Origin of the sequence: Massilia pseudoviolaceinigra, assembly GCF_030846505.1 — a bacterium.
In the GTDB taxonomy this organism is placed as follows: domain Bacteria; phylum Pseudomonadota; class Gammaproteobacteria; order Burkholderiales; family Burkholderiaceae_D; genus Telluria_A; species Telluria_A violaceinigra.
The window spans coordinates 1-24,205 of the sequence record NZ_JAVCWL010000017.1; the positions used below are offsets into that span (position 1 = coordinate 1).

The window sequence follows — 24,205 nt, forward strand, 5'->3', positions numbered from 1 at the left end:
CAGATAATGGATGGCTGGACGCCAACAGAGTGCGCAAGTGGCCTCGCCGGTGGCCATCCACCGGACTCAAGGTCTGGCGGCGCGATCCATATCACGGACAGGAAATTGATGACCAAGCCCTATCGACAGCGGCCCGCCCGCCTTTCCGGAATCTTCCTCTTTGCCATTTCCATTCTTCCGATGCAAGCCGTTCAGGCTCGTGACGACGTCGCATCGCTGATCGCCCGCATCGAAACGCCGCCAACCTCGCCCGGCCATGACGATCTTGACTCCCTCGCTATTGCGGCGTTGATGAAGCGCCTTCACGTTCCTGGCGTCAGCATCGCTGTCGTCAAGGATTTCAAAATTCACTGGGCCAAAGCCTACGGCGTCGCCGACGCGCAGACCGGGCGCGTTCTGGACACGGCAACCCGCTTCCAGGCCGCGTCGATCAGCAAACCAGTGACGGCGCTGGCCGCCATGCGCCTGGCCCAGGAGAACCGGCTCAACCTCGACGCCGATATCAATACGATGCTCAAGTCCTGGCAGGTGCCGCGCTCTGCATTGACGCGCAAGCAAGCGGTCACGCCACGTTCGCTGTTTAGCCACACATCGGGTGCGGACGATGGTTTCGGTTTCCCCGGTTACGAGCCGAACGCGCCGCTGGCGACGATGGTCCAGATGCTCGATGGGCGGCCGCCGTCGAACGTCGGCAAGGTCGCCTTCGCGCGTGCGCCTTTCGAAGCCTACAAGTACTCGGGCGGTGGGTTGACCATCATGCAGCTGGCGCTGACGGAGTTATCCGGGCGCCCGTTTGCGCAGTTGATGGCATCGTCCGTGCTTGGTCCGGTAGGCATGTCCGACAGCTCCTTCGGGCCGCCAGCGCTGGAGCGCGCCGCGCTGGCGCACGATGAACAGGGTCGCCGCATGCAAGCTCCCTGGCGCGTCCATCCGGAGCTGGCCGCCGCCGGCTTGTGGACCACCCCGAGCGACCTGGCCAGGTTCGTCATTGAAATCCAGACGGCTGCGCGCGGCCCGAAGGGCAGGGTGCTGGAACAGCGCTTCGCCCGGGAAATGATTACCCCGGTCGGGATTGGCCGCTACGCAGTGGGCCCGGCAATCGACCGGCATGGCGACGGGTGGTACTTTTCGCACAACGGCAGCAACTGGGGCTATCGCGCCTGGATGACCGGCCATGTTCGCAAAGGGTACGGACTCGTCATCATGACCAATGGCGACAACGGCATGCCCCTGATGAACCAGATCGCAGATCGTGTCGCGAAGGCGTACGACTGGGATTCGATTGACAAGCCATAAATGATGCGGGGGAGCTGGAGGTCCGGCGCACCGGACCTCCTCCGATTACTTCTCGCCGCCCTTGCGGGTGATGAACAGGCTGGCCACACAGCTTGCTGCAATGAGCACCGCCACGACGGTCAGCGATGCCTGCACCGGCACGTGATACCACGGCATGATCAGCATTTTCGTGCCGATGAAGGTCAGTACCATTGCCAGGCCATACTTGAGCAAGTGGAAGCGATCGGCCACATCGACCAGCAGGAAGTACAGTGCCCGCAGACCCAATATGGCAAACAGGTTCGAGGTGAAGACGATGAACGGATCGGTCGTAATGGCGAAAATCGCCGGAATCGAGTCGACCGCAAACACCAGGTCCGTCACTTCAATGAGCAGCAGCACCAGGAACAGCGGCGTGACGTAGCGCAGTCCATCCTTGGTGATGAAAAACCGCTCGCCATGGTCGCCTTCGGCCACACGCAAATGGCGGCGTGCAAAGCGCAGTACCGGGTTGTTGGCCACGTCCGGCTCCTGGTCGACCGCGACCAGCATGCGCAGGCCGGTAAAGAGCAGGAACGCACCGAACAGATACAGGACCCAGCTGAACTCGCTGACCACCCACGCGCCCGCGGAGATCATCACTGCGCGCATGACAATCGCACCGAGCACGCCGTAGATCAGCACGCGCCGCTGATACTGCTGCGGTACCTGAAACGCGGTAAAGATCAGCAAGAACACGAACACGTTATCCACCGACAGCGCTTTCTCGATCAGGTAGCCCGAGAAAAACTCCAGTGCTTTCTGGTCCGCGATCTCCGTGCCTGCCGTGCCTTTCAGGTACCACCACAGGCCGCCGTTAAACAGCATGGCCAGGCTGACCCACACCAGCGACCAGATGCCTGCCTCTTTCACGCTCACCTTGTGCGCCTTGTTGCCTCCGAAGACGAACAGGTCGAGGGCGAGCATGACGAGCACGAAGGCGATAAAAGCTGCCCACATGGGGGCGCTTGCAATGGTTTCTAAACCGTTCATGGAATGCTATCCGTTGTCCTTGGTCGCTTAGCTTGCCGCATCGTCATCGCGGTCGCGCATATCGTCATCAGTGTTGATATCCGGCGGCCGGTTCGCCGGCAGGCGGGTGTGGGTAAAGTCACGCTTGCGCTCAACCTGCCGCACCACCGCGCGGTCGGCGCGCTCCGCAGCGCGGTCGATGGCGCTGTAAAGATCGGCTTCCGTATCTTCGATGATCACTTCCTTGCCCCCGCCGAGCTGCACCTGGATCTTGCAGCGTTTGTCGATGCCGCCGCGCGGGCCGTTGATGTCGGACAGCGACACCGCAAGCCTGCGCATATGCCGGCCGGCCCAGCCCAAGGCGATGGCCAGGCGCTGCTCGGTGTACGAACGCAATGCCTCGGTGAGTACAAATCCGTTTGCCTGAATGGTGACACGCATGATTTCCTCCTGTTGGGTTAGTGGATTCACTATAGTTCGTGGAAAAGCATCGTACAATTCGAATATAATGTGCTGTCAGATCGATTAAATCGATGTATTGGAGGCTCCCATGTCATCATTGAATTTCAAGCATCTGCGCTACTTCTGGATGGTGGCGAAAACCGGCAGCATCGCCAAGGCGGCAACGCAGCTGCATCTCACGCCGCAATCCATTTCCGGCCAGCTCTCCGAATTTGCCGACACACTTGGCGTGGAGCTGTTCCGCCGCGTCGGGCGCAACCTGGAACTGACCGAAACCGGGCGACGCATCCTGAGCTACGCCGAAGACATCTTCACCACCGGCGACGAACTGCTCGACCTGGTGCGCGACAAGACGTTCACCACGACGATTACTTTCCGTGTCGGCTGCGCCGATTCGGTATCAAAACTGATTGCCTGCCGGCTGGTGGAACCGGCCCTGAAACTGGGGGAGCCGGTCAAGCTGATCTGCCGCGAAGGCAGGCTCGCCAGCCTGGTGGCGGACCTGGCGGTTCACCGGCTCGATCTCATCATTGCCGATCGCCCCATGCCGAGTCACCTCAGCGTGCGCGGCTTCAATCACCTGCTCGGTGAAAGCGGCATGACCGTGTTTGCCACCGCGGCGCTGGCGAAGGAGCTCGGTGAAGGATTTCCGGCTTGCCTGAACGGCGCTCCCATGCTGTTGCCCGGCGAAGACTTCGCCATCCACCAGCGCGTCTTGCAGTGGCTGGAAAAGAGCCAGGTGCATCCGCGCGTGGTTGGCGAGTTCGATGACAGCGCGATGATCAAGGCCTTCGGCCAGTCCGGGGCGGGGGTGTTTTTTGCGCCGACCGTGATTGCCCGCCAGGTCAGCGATCAGTACCGGGTGGTGCCGCTCGGCCAGGTCGATTCTCTGGTCGAACAGGTGTACGCCATCACCACGGAACGCCGGATGAGCCATCCTGCCACGTTGGCGATCAGCACAATGGCGCGCAACACACTGTTTGCCTGAGCTGATGCCCCCGCCGTGTTTCGACGGCCTTGCCGCCCATTTCAGCCGGGCTGGCGGCGACGCCCGCATGGGCTGGGAACCACGTAAAACAGCGCTCGCGGACTTAGCGCATACAATGCATCCATACACCCGCCCCGCGTCAACGCGACCGGCGGCGTTCGCACATGCTTTCAGAGAACAGGAATATCGATGGATTTTGACGTAGCGGCATGGGAAAAAGAGATCGGCCGGCCAGTACCACCCCTCATGGCCAAATTCTTCACATGGCTCGCGCCCTATGAATATGGCGACCTCGGCTACTTCGAGCTGGCGCCGGAAAACCTGGCCGGCGGTACCGCCTGGGAAGGCATGGAGCGCTGGGGCGACAGCACCTGGGGCTTCATCAGCCTGCCCGACGGTTCCCTGATCGGCCTGTGCGAAGCGGTGCAGCCGCCTGCCGTCGTGCATATCGGTTCCGAAGGCGAACTGCGCACCCTCTCCGAATCGTTCGAAGCTTTCCTGCTGGCCATCGACGCAGGCGAAACCGACACCGAGATCGATCTCGGCGACGACGACCTTGAACCGGAGCAGGTGGCTGCGCGCAAGGCATTCAAATCCTGGCTCAACAAGAGCAAGATCGCCGCGCCGGCCGTGAGCGGGCAGTTCGACTTTTCCGCCTACGCCGCGGGCGATCCGCCCGAACGCCGCGCGCCGCCCACGCAGCAGGGCGCCGCGCCCGTCATGGACCCCGGCTACCTGAGCCACATCGATGGCATGGGCGAGCGCCTCAAGATGCTGTGCAGCCTGGTGGGCCGCACCGCCGCCGATCCCGAGCTGTGCGCCGTCGCCGAACAGATCTTCGGCAAAGCGCCGCCGCAGTCCATCGGCAATGCCAAACACGACGACAGCATCTGGCTGACCGCGAAAAAGGCCGATGTCAGCTTTCTGTTCAGCCGCAAGGTGCTGAACCCGAACTACGCGCCAGTGCCGATCAGTAACAAGGCCATCTGCCCGTACCTGGAAAGCGTGTTTCTCGGCGACGCCTACAGCGAGCCAGTCCTGTTCGGTTTGCATGGCGACGCACTGTGGGACGCCATTGCGCAGCGCCTGCCGCAACAGTACAAGGAAACCGTCGACGAGGACGGCGAAGTCGAAAAGGCGTGCACCTTGCCGCTCGATCCGGCGCGCGACACCGAACTGCGGCTGTGGATGAACAATGGCCGCACCAATGCCTGCGTGCAAATCGCGCAGGGACGTGAACTCGTCCGGCCCGAAGCGGCCAAGCAGATCAACAGCGGCGCTGGCCTGTTCATGCAATGGGCGCTGGAAAACGCCTGGCTCGAACGCGCCATGTTTCCCGGGCAGGACGAGCTCATCGATGCCATGCGCCGCAGGCAAGCGCGCCCGTCGCAGCTGGTGCAGCTGGCCCTGACGCGCGGTCTGTGGGACACGCATCTGACGGACGAGCCCGGCCTGCGCCAGTTTGCCTACATATATTTCCACAACATGGACGGCATCTGGATCAATGCCGATCTGAAGACCATGTTCGGCAAGCGCCAGGGCCAGTACGGTCATGACGAACCGGTGCTCGACGACGATCCGGTCGAGATCTACGACGCCCTGTTCGCTCTCATCACCAAGCAGTTTGCGAACTGGAAGCAAGCCAATCCCCTGGAATTGGCCTAAGGTTCTTCTGACCGGACTGCAGCGGATCACGCTCCCTGCAGCGCCGGTCGCGCTGCAGCGCTAACCGAGGTCCCCCACCTCGACGGACAGCGCCCGCTCTTGCGGGCTGGCCGAAATCTTGTCCTGGGTAGTGCGATATTGTCGCTCCAGTCGGCTGCGCTGATGTCATCGCCGCCGCTCGCCGGCTTGCCCGACTGGGCCACCTGTCCCCGCCATGCAAGCGGCGGAGCTATGCCATTAATCTGATTATCTATGTCAATTGCATATATTGACTTGGGTTAACACGATTGTTATATTCGTCCAAAAATTACATTTGGATAACTTTAAGCGTCGAGACACTGCGTGACCGTACACGGCTCCGGGCTGATCAATCTATCCATCCATCCCAACCGTTCTGCCGGAGTTCGTCATGCCCCCCGTCAATCATCGCCCCGCCTTGTCCATCCTGGCGCTGTCCATCGCGCTTTCCGCCTGCGGTGGATCATCATCGTCGAATAAAGTGGGGCCGGACGCGCGCGCCTCGGTGAATCTGCCGTCGGCTGCCCCGATGGCCGCACCAGTGCCGGCGGCACCGGCCGCGCCACCTGCGGCTGTTATTTCCGACACCGCGCCACCCGCGCCTGTTGTTCCCGACACCATGCCGGTCGCCGGCCCGCCGGAAGCGGCTCCTGCCTTGCCTGGCGCCGTTCCGGTGGCCGACGGCAGTCCGGTTGGCGACCCCGTAGTCACCAAACCGGTCATGGTACCGACGCCGGGTGTGCTCATCCCTGTGCCGTCCACGCCGCCGGTTGCTGCCGTGCCTGTGGTAACTCCGCCAGCCGTTGTGCCGCCAGCAATCACCCCGCCGGTCATCGCTCCGCCGGTCGTCAAGCCGCCGGTCGTCACGCCGCCGGTGGTCACCCCACCTGTCGTCAAGCCGCCGGTCGTCGTCACCCCACCCGTCGTCACGCCGCCCGTGGTCACGCCCCCGGTCGCTACGCCACCGGTGGTTCCCCCGCCGGTTGTGGTCCCGGTCGCCGTACCCGCTGCCTGGACCACGGGCGTGACCAGCTTCGTGCACCCCGGCATTGGCTACAACGCGGCCGACCTGGCGCAATACAAGGCGCACGTGCTCGCTGGCGAGGAGCCGTGGGCCAGCGGCTACCACCATCTCGGCGGGCGCACCCCCCTGAACTACGCGATGCTCGGCCCTTTCGCCATCGCCAACCGCAATATCGACCTGAACCGCGGCGCCTTCGAGCGCGACATGCAGATGGCGTACAACCACGCCCTGATGTGGTACGTCTCGGGCAACAGCGCGCACGCGGAAAAATCGATTTCGATCCTTGACGCCTGGGCCACCACCAACACCTCGCTCGATGGCGTCGAGGCGGCGCTGATGCTGGGCGACTATTCCGGCCGCGCCATCATCGCCGCCGATATCCTGCGCGGCCTGTATCCCGGCTGGACCGCGACCCACACGGCGCACATGAAGTCCTGGCTCGAGAATGTCTGGTGGCGCCGCCTGCAGGTCGGCGGCAGTTCCGCGATCGGCACCGCGCTCGGCAACGGCAGCCTGCTCAAGCCGTGCAACCAGGGTGGGCTGGCGCTCAAGGCCGCGCTGGCGGTGGCGGTATTCCTCGACAGCCCGCTCAAGTTCGACCAGGTCATCAACGCCTACCTCAGCGATCCAGGCGGACTCGACCAGATCATGTCGAATGGCGAGGTGGGCGATACCGGCCGCGACCAGGGTCACGCGCACGGCCAGATCGCCACCTACGGCGCGATTGCCGAAACCGCCTGGAAGCAGGGCATCGACCTGTATTCGCTGCGCAACAACCGCTTGCTGGCGGCCGGCGAATACTATGCCAACTACAACCTGGGCAAGCCGTTCACCTTCAATCCGGTCTCATGCGGCTACGGTTACTACACCCAGATCGGCGCCCAGCCCCTCCAGACCATGCCGGCCAACCTGTTCGAGACCCTGTACACGCACTATGTGGTGCGCAAGGGCCTGAAGGCGCCGAATGTCGCGCAATACCGCGAACTGGCCAAATCGCGCGGCGAAGCCGGTCCGTACAGCGGTCCGTACTCGGGCCAGGTTTACCGCCGCACCAAGGACAGCTCGACCGCACGCGCGGTAACGTTCCCGTTCACCGCGCCGGTGATGACGGCGGCGACCAGCTTTACCCAGGCCGACCTGGGCAAGGTCCAGACGCCGGGCAGCGCCACCAATACCGGCGCGAACTGGAAGATGACGGCCTCCGGCGCTGGCGCCGAGAAGGGCTATCACTTCGCGTACAAGGAGCTCAAGGGCGACGTCGAAGTCATCGCCACCGTCACCGATCCGGGGGCGCTGAGCACCGGCGTGGCCGGCATCATGATCCGCAGTTCGCTCGACGCGCGTCCCGCCACGGCGGCCGCCCAGATTTACGTGGCGCCGGCCAGTTCCGGCAATGGCACGCATCTGTTCTGGCGCGTCGGCACGCAGCACTATGGCGGCTACCATGCGGCGCGCCGGTTCACATCGGCGGTGGCGCCGATGTCGCTCAAGCTGGTGCGGCACGGTAATTTCGTCTACGCCTACCTGTCGAGCAATGGCGGGACCGACTGGTCGGCCATCGGCACCATCATTTATCCGGAGCTGTCCGATACCTTGTACGTCGGCATTTTCACAGCCTCGGGCGATCCGGCGGCCACCACCACGGCCAGTTTCGAGAACGTGAAGATCGGATCGAAGCCCGGCAGCCTGGTGGCGCCGCCCACCAAGGTCAGCGCCAACGCGCGCAGCGGCGGCGTCGCGGTGCAGTGGGCGGCCAGCCCGATGGCGCGCAGCTACGATGTGTTGCGCGCGACCAATGCAAGCGGGCCGTTCGAGCGGGTCGGCACTGAGCTGACCGGCACCAGTTTCGTCGATGCTGGCGCCACCGGCAGTGCGGCCTACTTTTATGTGGTCAAGGCATCGACTTACAGCGGCCTGAGCGGGCCATCGGCGGTGGCGACCTTGCCGGCGCGCTAGCGCAGGCAAAAAAAAGCAGCCGGATGGTTTCCGGCTGCAAGTATCTGGTGCCGGTGTTCGAGGTCACCGGACTAACCTGTGGGAAATGCAGAGGCATGTCACCAACAGCGTCAGAATAATCCTCCCAGATGACCGCAGCATGACGTAAGGCGCACGGCAGCGCATCGTGCAACGCGTCGCGTAGCGCAGCGCCATGCGGATCGCTTCAGGTCAGGCTGATGGCGTCGAAACCCTGCGCTTCCGGCGGCCCCGCCAGCAGGGGCATGACCGCGACGATCGGGCCGCGCAAGGCCGGGTCGCTGTCGCCGGCGAGGCGGTCGGCCTCAGTCTCCCACAAGGTAATCGACATGCCTTTGCCGCTGTCCGGATCGGTCAGGAGAAAGGTTGACTTGAATCCTTGCAACTGTTGAAGAACCGGCAACACCGAATCGTTGTACAGCGCGACGATCTCGGCGAGTTTTTCCGGCTTGGCTTGAACATGGGTAACTCTTGCAAACATGATGTGCTCCTTGGGATGAAAAACGACCGGTACGGGCACCGCTGCGTCCGAACCATACAGTGTGTATGGTTGCACTATACACGATGTTTGGGCACTGCCGGGTTTGCTGGCGGTAAGCTATGATGCGAGCGCATCGCATCGCATCGCACCGCATGCAGCGGCGCCGTCCCTGGCGCCGGGTCGTTTTTTTGGAGCCGCCATGCCATCCACCCGTTCTTCAGGACAAAATCGTTTATCGCGCGAGACTTGGCTTGACTTTGGCCTGGCCGTGTTGCGCGACGACGGCCCGCAAGCCTTGAAGGCCGATCCGCTGTGCAAGCGCATGGGGGTGAGCAGGGGAAGTTTCTATTGGCATTTCGACAGCGCCGGCAGCTTTGCGCTGGCGGTACTCGAGCGTTGGGAGTCGATCGCCACCGACCAGATCATCCGCGCCATTGAAGAGGCGGCAGTCGATGCGCTGGCGCGGCTGCGTCTTTTGTTAACGAACGTGGGCGAACTCGATATCGGCCTGTATCAGGCCATCAACACGCTCGGCGCGCAAGACCCGGGCGCGGCCCAGGTGTTGCGCCGGGTGCACGAGCGGCGTGTCGCGTTTGTGGCGAACTTGCTGGAGGGGCTTGGTTTTGACGCGGCCGAGGCAGCCACGCGGGCGCAACTGGTCTACGCCTGGGCCATGGGCGAATTGCTCACGCGCGAACCGGGCCGGAAAGCCTTTTCAGCAGCCCAGATCGATGCGGTCGAGCGCTTGCTGATGCGGCGCTAGCGCCGCCGCAGGCTCAGACCTGTGGTTTGGTGGGCACCAGGCGTTCTTCGAGCTCGGTGACGCGCTGTTCCAGTGCTTCGAGCTTGGCACGGGTCTTGGCCAGCACCTGGGCCTGGATATCGAATTCCTCGCGTGTGACCAGGTCGAGCTTGGAAAAGCCCTGGGTCATCATGCTCTTGACGTTCTTCTCGATATCCTTGGCCGGCGAACTCTCGATGGCCTGGTTGATCTTGCCCTGCAAGTCGTTGAAAAAGCTGTTCATGTCCATCGCAATCCTCGTGAAATTGGTGGCGCAGCGCACGGTGGCGCACCGCAGCGGTGCGCCAGGTGGGCCAGTTTGGTGCATTCGCGCCGGCCGCGACCGGAATCGCGGATTTTTTACTGTTTATTAACAGCAAGTTGGGGACGCCGGGCGCAAAAACAAGTTGCAGCCGGGCGCAATCGTAGCTGGCATGACTTCTGCTAATGGTTAAGCAGTGTGCATGCGCAGGCTTTATTTTAAACCCCAACCGCCGTCTCTGTTAAAAAACCATAAGGGAACCGTCATGAATAAGCTGTCTACTCCGTTGTCTCTCGCCGCCGCGCTGACCCTGGCGCTGGCAACCCTGGGGGCACCGCTGGCCCAGGCTGCCGACGCGCCCGCGCCCGACAATGTGGTCAGCTTCAACGCTGCCCTGACCAGCGACTACCGCTACCGCGGCCTGTCGCAAACCCGCATGAAGCCGGCCGTGCAGGGCGGGGCCGACTACAGCCACACTCCGAGCGGCGCCTACGCCGGCGTCTGGGCGTCGACCATCAAGTGGACCAAGGACCTGGGCGGCGACGGCGATGTCGAAATCGACCTGTACGGCGGCCAGAAGGGGGAAATCACCAAAGGCATCAGCTACGACGTGGGCGGCCTGTACTACGGCTACCCGTCGAACGGCTTGCATCCGAACGCCAACACGTTCGAGCTGTACGGGCAGGTCGGCATGGGACCGGTGTCCCTGAAGTATTCGCATTCGACCACCAACCTGTTCGGCACCACCGACAGCAAGGGAAGCGGCTACCTCGACCTGAGCGCCAATCTCGACCTGGCCACCGGCCTGGTGCTCAACCTGCACGTGGGACGCCAGCGCGTGGCCCACAACGATGCGCTCAGCTACAACGACGCCAAGATCGGCCTGACCAAGGACGTCGGTTTCGCCACGGTCGCGCTGGCCGTTATCAGCGCCAATACCGATATGTACGTCAGCCCGGTCAACGGCAAGGACCTGGGCCGTTCCCGCGCCGTGCTGACCGTGTCAAAAACTTTCTAAGAGGCCAGCTATGAAAATGATCACCGCCATTATCAAACCCTTCAAGCTGGACGAAGTGCGCGAAGCGCTCTCGGCCATCAACGTGCAAGGGATTACCGTTACCGAAGTCAAGGGCTTCGGACGCCAGAAAGGCCATACCGAGCTGTACCGCGGCGCCGAGTACGTGGTCGACTTCCTGCCCAAGACCAAGATCGAGGCGGCCGTGGACGACGCCATCGTCGAACAGGCCATCGAAGCCATCGAAGGTGCTGCGCGCACCGGCAAGATTGGCGACGGCAAGATTTTTGTCTATAACCTGGAACAGGTGGTGCGTATCCGCACCGGCGAAACCGGTAACGAAGCACTTTAAGCTGAGGGGAACACTGATGAATAAAACGATAACAAAGTGGCTGGCCGGACTAGCGGTGCTATGCGCCATCGGCGGCGTGTTGCCGGCCTCGGCCCAGGATGCGCCCAAGCCCGATACGACGGCAGCCGTCGTCACGCCGGTCGAGGCGCCCGCCACCACCGCGCTCACGCCGGCCGCCGCACCGGCCAGTGCCGCTGGCCCGGCGGCAACCGCCGCGCCGGCGCCGGTGCCGCATAAAGGCGACACCACCTGGATGTTCATTTCCACCGTGCTGGTGGTCCTGATGACGATTCCCGGGCTGGCGCTGTTTTACGGCGGCCTGGTGCGCACCAAGAACATGCTGTCGGTGCTGATGCAGGTATTCGTGGTGTTTGCGCTGATCATCGTGCTGTGGTGCATCTACGGCTACTCGCTGACCTTTACAGCAGGAAACGCCGTGATCGGCGGCTTCGACCGGGCTTTGCTGACCGGTATCTTCGACCCGGTCAAGGGCACCTTCGCCTACGCCGCCACGTTCAGCAAGGGCGTGGTCATTCCGGAGTTCATCTATGTCGCCTTCCAGGGCACATTTGCCGCGATTACCTGCTGCCTGATCGTCGGCGCCTTTGCCGAGCGCATCAAGTTTGCCGCCGTGATCGCCTTCATGGTGCTGTGGTTCACCTTCGGCTACCTGCCGATCGCCCACATGGTCTGGTTCTGGACCGGTCCGGACGCCATTACCGACGCCGCCACCCTGGCCACCGAAACCGCGAAAGCCGGCTGGCTGTTCCAAAAAGGTGCGCTCGATTTTGCGGGCGGCACCGTGGTGCACATCAATGCGGCAGTGGCCGGCCTGATGGGCGCCATCCTGATCGGCAAGCGCGTCGGCTATGGCCGCGAAGCCATGGCGCCGCACTCGCTGACCATGACCATGATCGGCGCCTCGCTGCTGTGGGCCGGCTGGTTCGGCTTTAACGCCGGCTCGGCACTGGAAGCGGGCGACATCGCCGCGCTGGCCTTCATCAACACCCTGCTGGCCACCGCCTGCGCCACCCTGTCGTGGGTGTTCGGCGAGTGGATCACCAAGGGTAAGCCATCGATGCTGGGCGCCGCTTCCGGCGCGGTAGCCGGTCTGGTGGCGATCACCCCGGCGGCCGGCTTCGTCGGCCCGATGGGCGGCTTGGTCATTGGTTTGCTGGCTGGTATTATCTGCCTGTGGGGAGTGAACGGCCTCAAGCGCCTGATCGGCGCCGACGACTCGCTCGACGTGTTCGGCGTGCACGGCCTGGGCGGTATCCTGGGTGCCTTGCTGACCGGCGTGTTCGCCGCGCCATCCTTGGGCGGCCAGGGCATTTTCGACTACGTTGCCAACAAGGCATCGGCGGAATATTCGATCGGCGGCCAGGTCGTCACGCAGCTGACCGCCGTCGGCACCACGATTCTGTGGTCGGCGGTGGTGTCCTTCATTGCCTACAAACTGGTGGACCTGGTGATCGGTCTGCGCGTACCGGAAGAAGAAGAACGGGAAGGGCTCGACATCACGAGCCACGGCGAATCGGCCTACCATTCCTGATTCACATTTTTGCTCCGGCCCGCGCAAGCGGGTTGTTCCAGGCGCCCCGCGGGGCGCCTTTTTGCTTTCCGCGACGCCGCAGGACTTTAAAACGCCGGTTCCGCCCCGACTTGTGCAGTTCATCATTATCACCAAGCAGTCTTTAAGGACGTCTTACTCATGGTTCCCCACCTCGTCACAGCTCTCACTGGCCCGCTGCTCGACCTCGAAAAGAAAATCCTGGCGGCAACGCCGGCCATTGAGCGCTGGTTCCGGATGGAGTGGCAGGAACACACGCCGCCGTTCTATTGCTCGGTCGACCTGCGCAACGCCGGCTACAAGCTGGCGCCGGTCGACACCAACCTGTTTCCTGGCGGTTTTAACAATCTTGCTACCGAGATGCTGCCGCTGGCGGTGCAGGCCGCCATGGCCGCGATCGACAAGTATTGCCCGGACGCCCGCAACCTGCTGCTGGTGCCGGAAGGCCACACCCGCAATCCGCACTACCTGCAGAACGTGGCGCGCCTGATGCAGATTTTCCGCCAGACCGGGCTGCACGTGCGCCTGGGTTCCCTGTCGCCCGAGATCACCCAGCCCACGCCGCTGGCGCTGCCGGACGGGAACATGCTGGTGGTCGAGCCGCTGGTAAGGTCAAGCAACGGCCGCCGGGTGGGGCTGAAGGATTTCGATCCTTGCACCATTTTGCTCAATAACGACTTGTCGGCCGGTATTCCATCGATCCTGGAAAACATTCACGAGCAATCGCTGCTGCCCCCGCTGCACGCCGGCTGGGCGCTGCGCAGGAAGAGCAACCACCTGGCCGCCTACGACGAAGTGGCCAAGAAATTCGGCAAGCTGATCGATGTCGATCCGTGGATGGTCAACCCCTTCCACAGCAAATGCGGCGCGATCAATTTCGACGAAGACCAGGGTGCGGAATGCCTGGCCGACAATGTGACCATGCTGCTGGCCAAGATCCGCAAGAAGTACAAGGAATACGGGATCAAGGAGCAAAAGCCGTTCGTGATCCTGAAACCCGATGCCGGAACGTATGGCATGGGCATTTTGACCATCAAGGATGCCAGCGAAGTGCGCGAACTGACCCGCGCCCAGCGCCAGAAGATGTCGGTGATCAAGGATGGCGTGGAAATCAGCGACGTCATCATCCAGGAAGGCGTGCCGACCTTCGAGAACATCAAGGATGCGGTGGCCGAGCCGGTCGTGTACATGATCGACCGCTATGTGGTGGGCGGGTTCTACCGGATCCACGCCGAGCGCGGGATCGACCAGAACCTGAATGCGCCGGGTTCGCAGTACGTGCCGCTGGCGTTTGCCCAGCAGCATGCCGTGCCGGACCTGAAGGCCAAGCCGGGGACGGCGGCGCCGAACCGCTTCTATGTGTATGGCGTGGTGGCAAGGTTGGGGCTAATTGCGGCGTCGCTGGAGATGGAACGGACTGATCCGAATCCGGAAGTTTACTAGGCTACAGCGTGGACTTGGCGGGAACGGCGAAGTTGGCACCCGTACCCTAATATCCGTCGTTTCTGCCATTGGCAGAAACGACTTTCCGCGCAGGCGGGAACCCAGGTTCGTCGCGTATCGCCGCACCCCATCCAGACTCATCCCAAGCCAACATTGGCGTTTCCGGCTAAAATCAGTCATTACCCCCGAATGGAATCGCCCATGAAAATCGCTTTCCTCGCTGATCCGCTGTCCGGCTTCAAGACGTACAAGGATTCGACCTTCGCCATGATGCGCGAGGCGGCACGGCGCGGCCATGCGGTTTACGCCTTCGAGCAGCGCGACATGGCCCTGGAAGAAGGCGTGGTCAGTGCCGACATCGCCCAGATCACCCTGACCGGCGACGCCGACGACTGGTACCGTGCCGCGCCCAAGACGGCCATGCGCCTGTCCGAGTTCGACGCCGTCATCCAGCGCAAGGACCCGCCGTTCGACATGGAGTACGTGTACGGCACCTACCTGCTCGAACTGGCCGAACGACAGGGCGCGCGCATCTTCAACAGGCCGTCCGCGATCCGCGACCACAATGAAAAGCTGGCGATTGCCCAGTTCACCGAATTTACCTCGCCCACCCTGGTCACGTCGGACGCGGCGCGCCTGCGCGCCTTCCACGCCAAGCACGGCGACGTGATCTTCAAGCCGCTCGACGGCATGGGCGGGGCCGGCATCTTCCGCATCGGCGCCGACGCCATGAACCTCGGCTCGGTGATCGAAACGCTGACCCTCAATGGCGCACAGACCATCATGGCGCAGCGCTACATTCCCGATATCGTCAAGGGCGACAAGCGCATTCTCGTCATCGACGGCAAACCGGTGCCGTTCGCGCTGGCGCGCATCCCGCAGGGCACTGAAATTCGCGGCAACCTGGCCGCCGGCGGCATCGGCGTGGCGCAGCCCCTGACCGCGCACGACCTCCACATCGCCGAGAGCATCGGCCCCTTGCTGGCCGAGCGCGGCCTGTTACTGGTAGGATTGGACGTGATCGGCGAGTGTCTGACCGAAGTGAACGTCACCAGCCCGACCTGCTTTCAGGAGATCACCGACCAGGCGGGCTTCGACGTGGCGGCGATGTTCATCGACGCCGTCGAGCGGCGCAGCCAGGGAAAGTAAGGCAAACATATTATGGTAGGTATTCTGTTGATGACCCATGCGCCGCTCGGACAGGCGTTCATCGCCGCGGTGGCGCACGTGTTCCGCGGCCCGACCGAGCATTTCGAGGCGATCGACGTCACCGCCGACCAGGACCTGGCCGAGGTGAACGAACTGGCGCGCCAGGCGATCTGCCGCCTCGACGACGGCACCGGCGTGCTGGTGATCACCGATATCAAGGGCGGCACGCCGGCCAACTGCTGCAACTCGCTGGCCGATGCGGGGCGGGTGGAAGTCATCGCCGGCATCAGCCTGCCGATGCTGCTGCGCGCGATCACCTACCGCCGCGACACGCTCGACGTGGTGGTCGAAATGGCGCTGGCCGGCGCGCAGAGCGGTGCGGTACGGGTCGACAATCGTATCAGGGTAGGACCGGGATAAAAAGCGATTGGGCGGTGGCTGCGGCCACCGGGTGTGCGAATGTGCAGGATCCGTGTGAAGAGACGACAAAAAAATGATTCAACAAGATCTGGAAATTATCAACAAGCTTGGTTTGCATGCGCGCGCCTCGGCCAAATTCACGCAGCTGGCCGCAAAGTTTTCGAGCGACGTCTGGCTCACGCGTAACGCGCGCCGCATCAATGCCAAGTCGATCATGGGCGTGATGATGCTGGCGGCCGGGAAGGGCGCCAAGGTCACCCTGGAAGCCGACGGCGCCGACGAGAAGGAATGTGTCGAAGCGCTCGCCGCGCTGATTAACGACAAATTCGGCGAAGGCGAGTAATGCCGGTCGGACGCACCTCCAGCGGATCATCCATGGCATCGTTCACGCTGCACGGCATTCCTGTGTCGCGCGGTATCTCGATCGGCCGCGCGCACCTGCTCACGCCCGCCGCGCTCGACGTCAAGCATTACCTGGTGGCCGAAGAGCACCTGGAAGCGGAAGTGAGGCGCTTGCAGGATGCCCTGGCCGAAGTGCATCGCGGCCTGCAGGCGCTGTGGACCGACCTGCCCAAGGACGCGCCGACGGAACTGGGCGCGTTCATCGACGTGCACGCGCTCATTTTGTCGGACCCGATGATTTCGGAAGCGCCGCTCGATATCATCCGCACGCGCCACTACAACGCCGAGTGGGCGCTGGTGACGCAGATCGATGAATTGTCGGCGCAGTTCGACGAAATTGAAGACCCGTATCTGCGCGAGCGCAAGGCCGACATCCAGCAGGTGGCCGAGCGGGTGCTCAAGGTGTTGATGGGCACCGCCCAACTGGCGCCGGCGCCGGTCACCGACGAAGAATTCCAGCCGCAGATGATCGTCGTCGCGCACGACATCTCGCCGGCCGACATGCTGCAGTTCCGCGACCGCTCGTTCATCGGTTTCGTGACCGACGTGGGCGGGCAGAACTCGCATACGGCGATCGTGGCGCGCAGCCTCGATATTCCGGCGGCGGTGGGCATGTCGCAGGCGTCGCAATTGATCGAGCAGGATGACTGGGTGATCATCGACGGCGATGCCGGCGTGGTGATCTGCAATCCGAGCACGCTGGTGCTGGAGCAGTACCGCGCGCGCCAGGCGGCCATGCTCAAGGCGCGCAAGAAGCTCTCGAAGCTCAAGAAAACCCCGGCCATCACGCGCGACGGCACCGTCATCACGCTGCTGGCCAACATCGAGCTGCCGGACGATTGCCCGCACGCGCTCGACTGCGGCGCCGAAGGGGTGGGCCTGTTCCGCTCCGAGTTCCTGTTCATGGGCCGCAGCGGGCAGGCGCACAAGATTCCGAGCGAGAACGAACAGTTCGAGCAGTACCGCAAGGCGGTGGTGGCGATGAAAGGGCGGCCGGTGACGATCCGCACGCTCGACATCGGCGCCGACAAGCCGCTCGACCAGACCGAGCACACCGCACTCAATCCCGCGCTGGGACTGCGCGCGATCCGCTATTGCCTGGCCGAGCCGCAGCTGTTCCTGACGCAGTTGCGCGCGATCCTGCGCGCCTCGGCGTTCGGCAAGGTGCGCCTGCTGATCCCGATGCTGTCGCACGTGTTCGAGATCGACCAGTGCCTGGCGATGGTGGAGCAGGCCAAGGCGCAGCTGCGCGAGGCGGGGCAGAAGTACGACGCGGCGATCGACGTGGGCGCGATGATCGAGATCCCGGCGGCGGCGCTGTCGCTGCCGATGTTCGTCAAGCGCATGAACTTCCTGTCGATCGGCACCAACGACCTGATTCAGTACACCTTGGCGATCGACCGGGTCGATTATGAAGTGGCGCACTTGTACGACCCGCTGCATCCGGCGATTTTGCAGCTGATCGCGATGACCATCTCGGCGGGGATGAAGGCCGGAATCGACGTGGCGGTGTGCGGCGAGATGGCGGGCGATGTGAAGTTGACGCGCCTGTTGCTGGGCATGGGGCTGCGCGAATTCTCGATGCATCCGGCGCAGCTGCTGTCGGTCAAGCAGGAGATCCTCAATTGCGACCTGACGACCATCACGCCGCAAACACGCAAGATTCTACGTACCACCGAGCCGCATGCGATTGTGGAGGCGGTGCAGCAGTTGCAGGTGATTTGATTAGCCGGTAATGCCGTAACCGCGGCCCACCGTAGCGCCGTGTCACCACAAACCTAAAAACCGTCGTTCCCGCCTTCGCGGGAACGACGAGGTAGCGGTTTTAACTCATTTTTTCGAATCTCATGTCATCCATTGGAATAGTCTCCCCGCAAGCGATGCGCTTTGCCGAACCGCTGCGGTTGCAGGGCGGTGGTGCGCTGGCCGAGTACACCCTGGTGTACGAAACCTACGGCACCCTCAACGCCGACAAATCGAACGCGGTGCTGGTCTGCCACGCCCTGAACGCCTCGCACCACGTGGCCGGCACCTATGAGGGCGACCCGAAAAGCACCGGCTGGTGGAACAATATGGTCGGTCCGGGCAAACCGCTCGACACCGACCGTTTCTTCGTCATCGGGGTCAACAACCTCGGCTCCTGCTTCGGCTCCACCGGCCCGATGCACCTCAACCCCGCCACCGGCAAACCCTACGGCGCCTCCTTCCCGGTGGTGACGGTGGAAGACTGGGTCGCCGCGCAGGCGCGCCTGGCCGACGCCCTCGGCATCGTGCAGTTCGCCGCCGTGATGGGCGGCTCGCTGGGCGGCATGCAGGCGCTCGCGTGGAGCATCATGTTCCCCGACCGCCTGCGCCACTGCGTCGTGATCGCCTCCACCCCCAAGCTGTCGGCGCAGAACATCGCCTTCAACGACGTGGCGCGCCAGGCCATCCTGTCGGACCCGGATTACCGCGGCGGCGACTTCTATGCGCACGGCGTGGTGCCCAAGAACGGCCTGCGCGTGGCGCGCATGGTCGGTCACATCACCTACCTGTCGAACGACGACATGGCCGAAAAATTCGGCCGTAAACTGCGTAACGCCGCCGAGAACAACGACTACAAATTCGACTTCGGCATCGACTTCGAGATCGAGTCCTATTTGCGCTACCAGGGCGACAAGTTCTCGGAATACTTCGACGCCAATACCTACCTCCTGATCACCAAGGCGCTCGATTATTTCGACCCGGCGCGCGAATTCGGCGGCTCGCTCACGCGCGCGCTGGCCGGCACCAAGGCCGACTTTTTCGTCGCCTCGTTCACCACCGACTGGCGCTTTTCGCCCGAGCGCTCGCGCGAGATCGTCGAGGCACTGGTGTGCAACCGGCGCCGCGTGACCTACGCCGAAATCGACGCCCCGCACGGCCACGACGCCTTCCTGCTGGAGGACGAGCGCTACATGAACATGGTGCGCGCCTACTACCAGCGCATCTGGGAAGCCATGCCGGTGAAAGGGCAAGCATGAATTTTGAAGACCTCTCCAGCCTGCGCCCCGACCTCGCGTTCATCGCGCACTGGGTGCCGCAGCAGTCGCACGTGCTCGACGTGGGCTGCGGCGACGGCGCCATGCTGCGCTACCTCCAGAGCGGCAAGGGCTGCACCGGCTACGGCATCGAGATCGCCGACCAGTCGCTGCTGGCCAGCGCGCGGCGCGGCATCAACGTGATCCAGCAGGACATGGAAAAAGGCCTTGGCCTGTTTTCCGATAATTCCTTCGACACGGTCCTGTGCCTGTCGTCGCTGCAGATGATGCAGCACGTCGAGGCGCTGCTGCGCGATATCGTGCGGGTGGGCGCCGAAGCGATCGTCTCGTTCCCCAATTTCGCCTACTGGCCGCACCGCATGGCGCTGCTTCGCGGCCGCATGCCGGTGTCCAAATCGCTGCCGTACCAGTGGTACGACACCCCCAACGTGCGCTGCGCGACGATTTACGATTTCGAGGAACTTGCGCAAGAATGCGGCCTCGAAGTACTGGAGCGGGTTGCGCTGGCCGACGGCAAGCCGGTGTCCTTCCTGCCCAACCTGCGCGGCAGCCTGGCCGTGTTCCGGCTGCGCAAAAAGACGCAACCGGCGGCCTGAGCGGCCGAGAACCTTATCGTGTGCGACTTTACCGGATTTCCTGCGATGATGGTGTTATCAAATACATAGCAGGAATTGAAACATGCATAAGATTAAACCTATTCTCCTGGCCCTGACGCTCGGCGCCTGCACGGTCCTGGCCAGTGCCCAGCCGCTGCCGGAGCCGATCAAAGGCAAGACCTCGAAGGCCGCGGTGCAGGACGGCATCCAGGTGCGGCCGATGCCGCGCTACCGCGTGCTGGCCTCGGCCGAGAAAATGGACCAGCAGGCGGCGCAGCAATATATGCAGCTGATGGGCCAGGCCCAGCAAAAGGGGGCGCTGGTGCCGGACGACCATCCGCAGGTGGTGCGCCTGCGCACCATCGCCAAACGCATCATTCCGTACGCCACGCGCTGGAATCCCGAAGCCGCCAAATGGAAGTGGCAGGTCAATCTGCTGTCGTCCAAGCAAATTAACGCCTTCTGCATGCCGGGTGGACGCATCGCGTTCTTCAGCGGCATCCTCACCACCCTGAACCTGACCGACGATGAAGTGGCCGCCATCATGGGCCACGAAGTGTCGCACGCCCTGCGCGAACACGGGCGCGAGCAGATGGTCAAGTCGACCGCGACCAATGTCGGCGCGCGGGTGGGCGGCGCGGTGCTGGCGGCGGTGCTCGGCATCGATCCCGGCATTACCGACACGGTGGCCCAGTATGGCGCGCAGTTCGCCTCGCTCAAATTCTCGCGCGACGACGAGCGCGAAGCCGACCTGATCGGCCTGGACCTGGCCGCGCGCGCCGGTTACGATCCGCGCGCCGGCATCATCCTGTGGCAAAAAATGGCGGCGGCGGGCGGCGGAGCGCCGCCGGCGTGGCTGTCGACCCACCCGGGCGGCAAGGAACGCATCCGCCACATGGAAGAGCACATGAACGTGCTGCTGCCGCTGTATGCGCGCAGCAAGAACACCTCGGTCGCGCAATTGCCGCCGTACCGCACCAGCGCGCCAAAGTAAATGGGACGGCAGGCCGATGCCAATGCGGTTGTTCCGCTGCCGGTCCGCGATGGCGTCGCGCCCAGTTATTTATGGCTGGACGATAACCCGCTTGACGGCGCGCTGGCGTTTCTCACCAGCCATTTTGCCGATGTGGGCGAGGCTGTCTGGCGCGACCGCATGGCGCGCGGCGAGGTGGTCGACGGCAGCGGCGACGTGCTTGGCCCGGACAGTGTGCTGCGGCGCGGCATGCGCATCTGGTATTACCGCGAGCTCGAGGCCGAGACGCCGATTCCCTTCGAGGAACAGATCCTGTTTCGCGACGACCATCTGCTGGTGGTCGACAAGCCGCATTTCCTGCCGATGACACCGGGCGGGCGCTTCCTGCATGAAACCTTGCTGGTGCGGCTGAAGAACAAGACGGGCCTGGCCCAGCTGACCCCGATTCACCGGCTCGACCGCGAAACGGCCGGGGTGGTGATTTTTTCGCACCAGGAAGCGACCCGTGGCGCCTACCAGTCGCTGTTCCAGAAACGCAGCGTGCACAAAGTGTACGAGGCGCTGGCCGCGCCCTTGCCGGGGCTGACCTTTCCGCTGGTGCACCGCAGCCGCATGGTGGAGGGCGATCCGTTTTTCCGCATGCAGGAAGTCGACGGCGAGCCGAACTCGGAAAGCGTGATCGATGTGATCGAGCCGCAGGGTAACGCCATGCTGTACCGCCTGCAGCCGCATACGGGCCGCAAGCACCAGCTGCGGGTGCACATGGCCGCGCTGGGCGCCCCGATCATGAACGACGCGTTTTATCCCGAAGCGCTACCGTGCAAGGGCGACGATTTCGCCAACCCGCTCAAGCTGCTGGCGCGCAGCATCGGCTTTGACGATCCCTTGACAGGCCAGGCGCGCCGGTTCGAGAGCCGGCGCGCCCTGTAGCGGCGTGCTAGAGGCGGTAATCGATGATCAGCGGTGCGTGATCCGAAAACCGCTCATCCTTGTAGATGAACACTTCCTTGGCCTGGGCGGCGATGCCGGGCGTTGCGACGTGATAATCGATGCGCCACCCGACGTTCTTGGCGTAGGCCTGGCCGCGGTTGCTCCACCAGGTGTATTGCTCCGGGCGCTTGTCGATGCCGCGGTGCACGTCCACAAAGCCGACTTCATCGAACACGCGGGTCAGCCAGGCGCGCTCTTCCGGCAGGAATCCCGAGTTTTTCTTGTTGCCTTTGAAGTTTTTCAGGTCGATTTCATTGTGGGCAATATTCCAGTCGCCGCAGATGACCACTTCGCGGCCTTCGGCGCGCAGTTCGAGCAGATGCGGCAGGAACAGTTCCATGAAGCGGAACTTGGCTTCCTGGCGTTCCGGCGACGAGGAACCGGACGGGCAATAGACTGAAATGATGGTCAGGTTGCCGAAATCGCAGCGCACGTAGCGGCCTTCGGCATCGAATTCGGGGCTGCCGAAGCCGGTGCGCGCGGCGTCGGGCTTGGTCCGGCTGTAGATACCGGTGCCGGAATAGCCTTTTTTCTCGGCGTAATGGAAATGGCCGTGATAGCCGCCCGGCATCAGGAATTCCTCGGTCATGTCGGGCAACTGCGCCTTGAGCTCCTGGACACAGATGAAATCGGCGGTCTGGGTGGCCATCCAGTTGAAAAAGCCCTTCTTGTGGGCGGAGCGGATCCCGTTCAGGTTCGCGGAAATAATTTTTGGCATGGTTCCAGGGGGTGTGGAGGGTGGCGTAAAATAGCGCCACTTTTCTATATGAACAAATGAGGTCGTCGTGAATAATTTGCGCCAACAGTTTATCGCGTTTTCGGTGTCGGCGGGCGTGTTGCGCTTCGGCGAGTTCACCACCAAGGCTGGCCGCCTGTCGCCGTATTTCTTCAACGCCGGTCTGTTCCATGATGGCGCCACCCTGGCCAAGCTGGCGCAGTTTTACGCGCAGACCCTGATCGATTCGGGGATCGAGTTCGACATGCTGTTCGGGCCGGCCTACAAGGGCATCACCCTGGCGTCCGCCACGGCGGTGGCGCTGGCGGGCAAGGGGCACAACACCTCGTTCGCCTACAACCGCAAGGAAGCCAAGGACCATGGCGAGGGCGGCACCATTGTCGGCGCCAAGCTGGCGGGCAAGGTTGTCATTATCGACGACGTGATTTCGGCGGGGACGTCGGTGCGCGAATCGGTCGACATGATCCGCGCCGCCGGCGCCGAGCCGTGCGCCGTGCTCATCGCGCTCGACCGCATGGAGCGTTCGGGCAAGGATGGCGAATTGTCGCCCAGTTCGGCGGTGCAGCAGGTCAGCCAGGAGTTCAATATTCCGGTGATATCGATCGGCAACCTGGAGGATTTGTTTACTTACCTGAACGCGGCCGGGGCCGATCCGGAGATGGCGCAGTTTAAGGATGCGGTGGCGGCGTACCGGACGCGCTACGGGGTGTAACACAGCGGCGCCGTGAGCACGCGCATTAGCCCGGCTGGTCTGCGGCATGCTCGCGTGCGGGCGGCGATGCTGCCGCATTGCGCGCTTTGCACGTGAATATATAGCCGCGTTCGAACTCCTCATCGAAATAGCGATTTTTTCTTATTTTCACCATGCCGTGCTCGACGTCGTACGCTTCCAGAAGGTCTTCCAGCTCCTCGTCGTCCGTGTCGACGATGGCTACTCTGGCAATCAGGACGCGTTCGGAGTCGTCACAGACAGCATAGTATTTGTCGACGATGTACTTGATTGCGTTCGGATGTTCATCTCGATCGGACCAGGTCGACGAGACGACGAGATTCCAGGATTCGGTTGGGGACCATCGTTTAAGCAGCCCAAAAAAAGTCAGTTCGCCCTTCTCTTCGGATATGTCGCGCTCGATGACTGCTAGTTTGTCCAGTAAGCCCTCAAGTTTGTCGCTCATAAATTCCTCACAAGGAACGATGCGGCGGCCACGCGTGCACGCGCTATCTCTTCAGTGACGCAACCTGATGCGCGATAGCGGTCCTCTGGCGACCACTCTGAAATGTTGGACCAGTAGTAATCATATTTAGTTCGGACTCTTTTATGAAGACCGGTCAGGTCGAGCAATGTTTCAAGATGGTGAGTGCGAAGTGAGGTATATTTTTCGAACTCCTTGCGCGTTTCGGGATATCCCTTCCAATCCAGGTGGACGCAAATCCTCGCCTTCAGGATCAGCTCGACGGCGTACCCGCTAAGGTAGGATGATCCGTCGAATTGTCGTGCGATAAGGAGAGCGGTGGCTTCGCCCAGACGCGTGCGTGCAAGCTGTTCAAGATCGGCGATGGTGAGCATGATGGATGGTGGGGATGGCAGGCACCCACCA

General features: G+C 62.9%; 25 protein-coding genes. 18 read left to right on the forward strand and 7 right to left on the reverse strand.

Annotated features, from left to right (window positions below):
• Positions 1–1,296, forward strand: a 1,296-nt coding sequence (locus tag RBA40_RS17350; RefSeq protein ID WP_306649041.1) for a serine hydrolase domain-containing protein, incomplete at its 5' end; no start/stop codon positions are given.
• 45 nt (positions 1,297–1,341) lie between these two features.
• Here RBA40_RS17350 and RBA40_RS17355 read toward each other — a convergent pair.
• Together RBA40_RS17355 and RBA40_RS17360 are read right to left on the reverse strand one after the other, a co-directional pair.
• Positions 1,342–2,307: a TerC family protein gene (locus tag RBA40_RS17355; protein ID WP_306649042.1), complete on the reverse strand. Its 966-nt coding sequence runs from the start codon at positions 2,305–2,307 to the stop codon at positions 1,342–1,344.
• 27 nt (positions 2,308–2,334) lie between these two features.
• Positions 2,335–2,757 (reverse strand): HPF/RaiA family ribosome-associated protein, encoded by a 423-nt coding sequence (locus RBA40_RS17360; protein WP_306649043.1) that lies wholly within the window; start codon positions 2,755–2,757, stop codon positions 2,335–2,337.
• A gap of 79 nt (positions 2,758–2,836) precedes the next feature.
• On the opposite strand from RBA40_RS17360, the gene nhaR reads away from it, so the two are divergent.
• From nhaR to RBA40_RS17375, 3 genes are all read left to right on the forward strand, one after another.
• Positions 2,837–3,736 carry a transcriptional activator NhaR gene (nhaR, locus tag RBA40_RS17365; protein WP_306649044.1) on the forward strand — a complete coding sequence of 300 codons (900 nt, stop codon included), beginning with the start codon at positions 2,837–2,839 and terminating at the stop codon, positions 3,734–3,736.
• A 189-nt stretch (positions 3,737–3,925) separates the two neighbouring features.
• Positions 3,926–5,401, forward strand: a complete 1,476-nt coding sequence (locus RBA40_RS17370) for a hypothetical protein (protein WP_306649045.1) — start codon at positions 3,926–3,928, stop codon at positions 5,399–5,401.
• A gap of 409 nt (positions 5,402–5,810) precedes the next feature.
• On the forward strand, positions 5,811–8,399 hold the full coding sequence (locus tag RBA40_RS17375; protein ID WP_306649046.1) for an alginate lyase family protein: 2,589 nt from the start codon (positions 5,811–5,813) through the stop codon (positions 8,397–8,399).
• A gap of 205 nt (positions 8,400–8,604) precedes the next feature.
• Here the strand turns inward: RBA40_RS17375 and RBA40_RS17380 are convergent, their stop codons facing one another.
• Positions 8,605–8,898: an antibiotic biosynthesis monooxygenase family protein gene (locus RBA40_RS17380; protein WP_306649047.1), complete on the reverse strand. Its 294-nt coding sequence runs from the start codon at positions 8,896–8,898 to the stop codon at positions 8,605–8,607.
• Positions 8,899–9,001: 103 nt separating this feature from the next.
• Here RBA40_RS17380 and RBA40_RS17385 point away from each other — a divergent pair, with 103 nt between their 5' ends.
• Positions 9,002–9,661 carry a TetR/AcrR family transcriptional regulator gene (locus tag RBA40_RS17385; RefSeq protein WP_306649048.1) on the forward strand — a complete coding sequence of 220 codons (660 nt, stop codon included), beginning with the start codon at positions 9,002–9,004 and terminating at the stop codon, positions 9,659–9,661.
• A 13-nt stretch (positions 9,662–9,674) separates the two neighbouring features.
• On the opposite strand, the gene RBA40_RS17390 is transcribed toward RBA40_RS17385, so the two are convergent.
• The gene (locus tag RBA40_RS17390) at positions 9,675–9,929 is read right to left on the reverse strand and encodes an accessory factor UbiK family protein (RefSeq protein WP_099874213.1); all 255 of its coding nucleotides are present in this window, start codon (positions 9,927–9,929) and stop codon (positions 9,675–9,677) included.
• A gap of 277 nt (positions 9,930–10,206) precedes the next feature.
• Between RBA40_RS17390 and RBA40_RS17395 the strand changes: the two genes are divergently transcribed.
• The 12 genes from RBA40_RS17395 to RBA40_RS17450 all read left to right on the forward strand — a co-directional run bounded on the left by RBA40_RS17395 (position 10,207) and on the right by RBA40_RS17450 (position 21,811).
• Positions 10,207–10,959 carry a TorF family putative porin gene (locus RBA40_RS17395; RefSeq protein ID WP_306649049.1) on the forward strand — a complete coding sequence of 251 codons (753 nt, stop codon included), beginning with the start codon at positions 10,207–10,209 and terminating at the stop codon, positions 10,957–10,959.
• A gap of 10 nt (positions 10,960–10,969) precedes the next feature.
• Complete coding sequence (locus RBA40_RS17400) at positions 10,970–11,308, forward strand: P-II family nitrogen regulator (RefSeq protein ID WP_054266216.1); 339 nt, start codon at positions 10,970–10,972, stop codon at positions 11,306–11,308.
• 16 nt (positions 11,309–11,324) lie between these two features.
• On the forward strand, positions 11,325–12,860 hold the full coding sequence (locus RBA40_RS17405) for an ammonium transporter (RefSeq protein WP_306649050.1): 1,536 nt from the start codon (positions 11,325–11,327) through the stop codon (positions 12,858–12,860).
• A gap of 159 nt (positions 12,861–13,019) precedes the next feature.
• Positions 13,020–14,321, forward strand: a complete 1,302-nt coding sequence (gene gshA, locus RBA40_RS17410) for a glutamate--cysteine ligase (protein WP_099874216.1) — start codon at positions 13,020–13,022, stop codon at positions 14,319–14,321.
• A 201-nt stretch (positions 14,322–14,522) separates the two neighbouring features.
• Complete coding sequence (gshB, locus tag RBA40_RS17415) at positions 14,523–15,470, forward strand: glutathione synthase (protein ID WP_306649051.1); 948 nt, start codon at positions 14,523–14,525, stop codon at positions 15,468–15,470.
• Positions 15,471–15,482: 12 nt separating this feature from the next.
• The gene (locus tag RBA40_RS17420) at positions 15,483–15,890 is read left to right on the forward strand and encodes a PTS sugar transporter subunit IIA (protein WP_306649052.1); all 408 of its coding nucleotides are present in this window, start codon (positions 15,483–15,485) and stop codon (positions 15,888–15,890) included.
• 73 nt (positions 15,891–15,963) lie between these two features.
• Positions 15,964–16,233, forward strand: a complete 270-nt coding sequence (locus RBA40_RS17425) for an HPr family phosphocarrier protein (protein WP_099874219.1) — start codon at positions 15,964–15,966, stop codon at positions 16,231–16,233.
• 32 nt (positions 16,234–16,265) lie between these two features.
• Positions 16,266–18,017 (forward strand): phosphoenolpyruvate--protein phosphotransferase, encoded by a 1,752-nt coding sequence (gene ptsP, locus RBA40_RS17430; protein WP_306649053.1) that lies wholly within the window; start codon positions 16,266–16,268, stop codon positions 18,015–18,017.
• A 155-nt stretch (positions 18,018–18,172) separates the two neighbouring features.
• Entirely contained in the window at positions 18,173–19,294 is a 1,122-nt protein-coding gene (gene metX / locus RBA40_RS17435; RefSeq protein ID WP_374710513.1) for a homoserine O-succinyltransferase MetX, read from the forward strand.
• Entirely contained in the window at positions 19,291–19,908 is a 618-nt protein-coding gene (gene metW / locus RBA40_RS17440) for a methionine biosynthesis protein MetW (RefSeq protein ID WP_306649055.1), read from the forward strand. The genes metX and metW overlap by 4 nt, the downstream gene beginning before the upstream one ends.
• A gap of 82 nt (positions 19,909–19,990) precedes the next feature.
• Positions 19,991–20,902 (forward strand): M48 family metallopeptidase, encoded by a 912-nt coding sequence (locus tag RBA40_RS17445; protein WP_306649056.1) that lies wholly within the window; start codon positions 19,991–19,993, stop codon positions 20,900–20,902.
• The gene (locus tag RBA40_RS17450) at positions 20,903–21,811 is read left to right on the forward strand and encodes an RluA family pseudouridine synthase (RefSeq protein ID WP_306649057.1); all 909 of its coding nucleotides are present in this window, start codon (positions 20,903–20,905) and stop codon (positions 21,809–21,811) included.
• A 7-nt stretch (positions 21,812–21,818) separates the two neighbouring features.
• On the opposite strand, the gene RBA40_RS17455 is transcribed toward RBA40_RS17450, so the two are convergent.
• Positions 21,819–22,589: an exodeoxyribonuclease III gene (locus RBA40_RS17455; protein WP_306649058.1), complete on the reverse strand. Its 771-nt coding sequence runs from the start codon at positions 22,587–22,589 to the stop codon at positions 21,819–21,821.
• A 67-nt stretch (positions 22,590–22,656) separates the two neighbouring features.
• On the opposite strand from RBA40_RS17455, the gene pyrE reads away from it, so the two are divergent.
• The gene (gene pyrE, locus RBA40_RS17460) at positions 22,657–23,319 is read left to right on the forward strand and encodes an orotate phosphoribosyltransferase (RefSeq protein ID WP_306649059.1); all 663 of its coding nucleotides are present in this window, start codon (positions 22,657–22,659) and stop codon (positions 23,317–23,319) included.
• Positions 23,320–23,344: 25 nt separating this feature from the next.
• Here pyrE and RBA40_RS17465 read toward each other — a convergent pair whose 3' ends face one another.
• A complete protein-coding gene (locus RBA40_RS17465) occupies positions 23,345–23,782 on the reverse strand; it encodes a hypothetical protein (protein ID WP_306649060.1) in 438 nt (145 codons plus the stop codon).
• Positions 23,779–24,174, reverse strand: coding sequence for a hypothetical protein (locus tag RBA40_RS17470; RefSeq protein WP_306649061.1), 396 nt, complete (start codon positions 24,172–24,174; stop codon positions 23,779–23,781). Before RBA40_RS17470 ends, RBA40_RS17465 begins: the two co-directional genes overlap by 4 nt.
• Positions 24,175–24,205 lie beyond the last annotated feature (31 nt).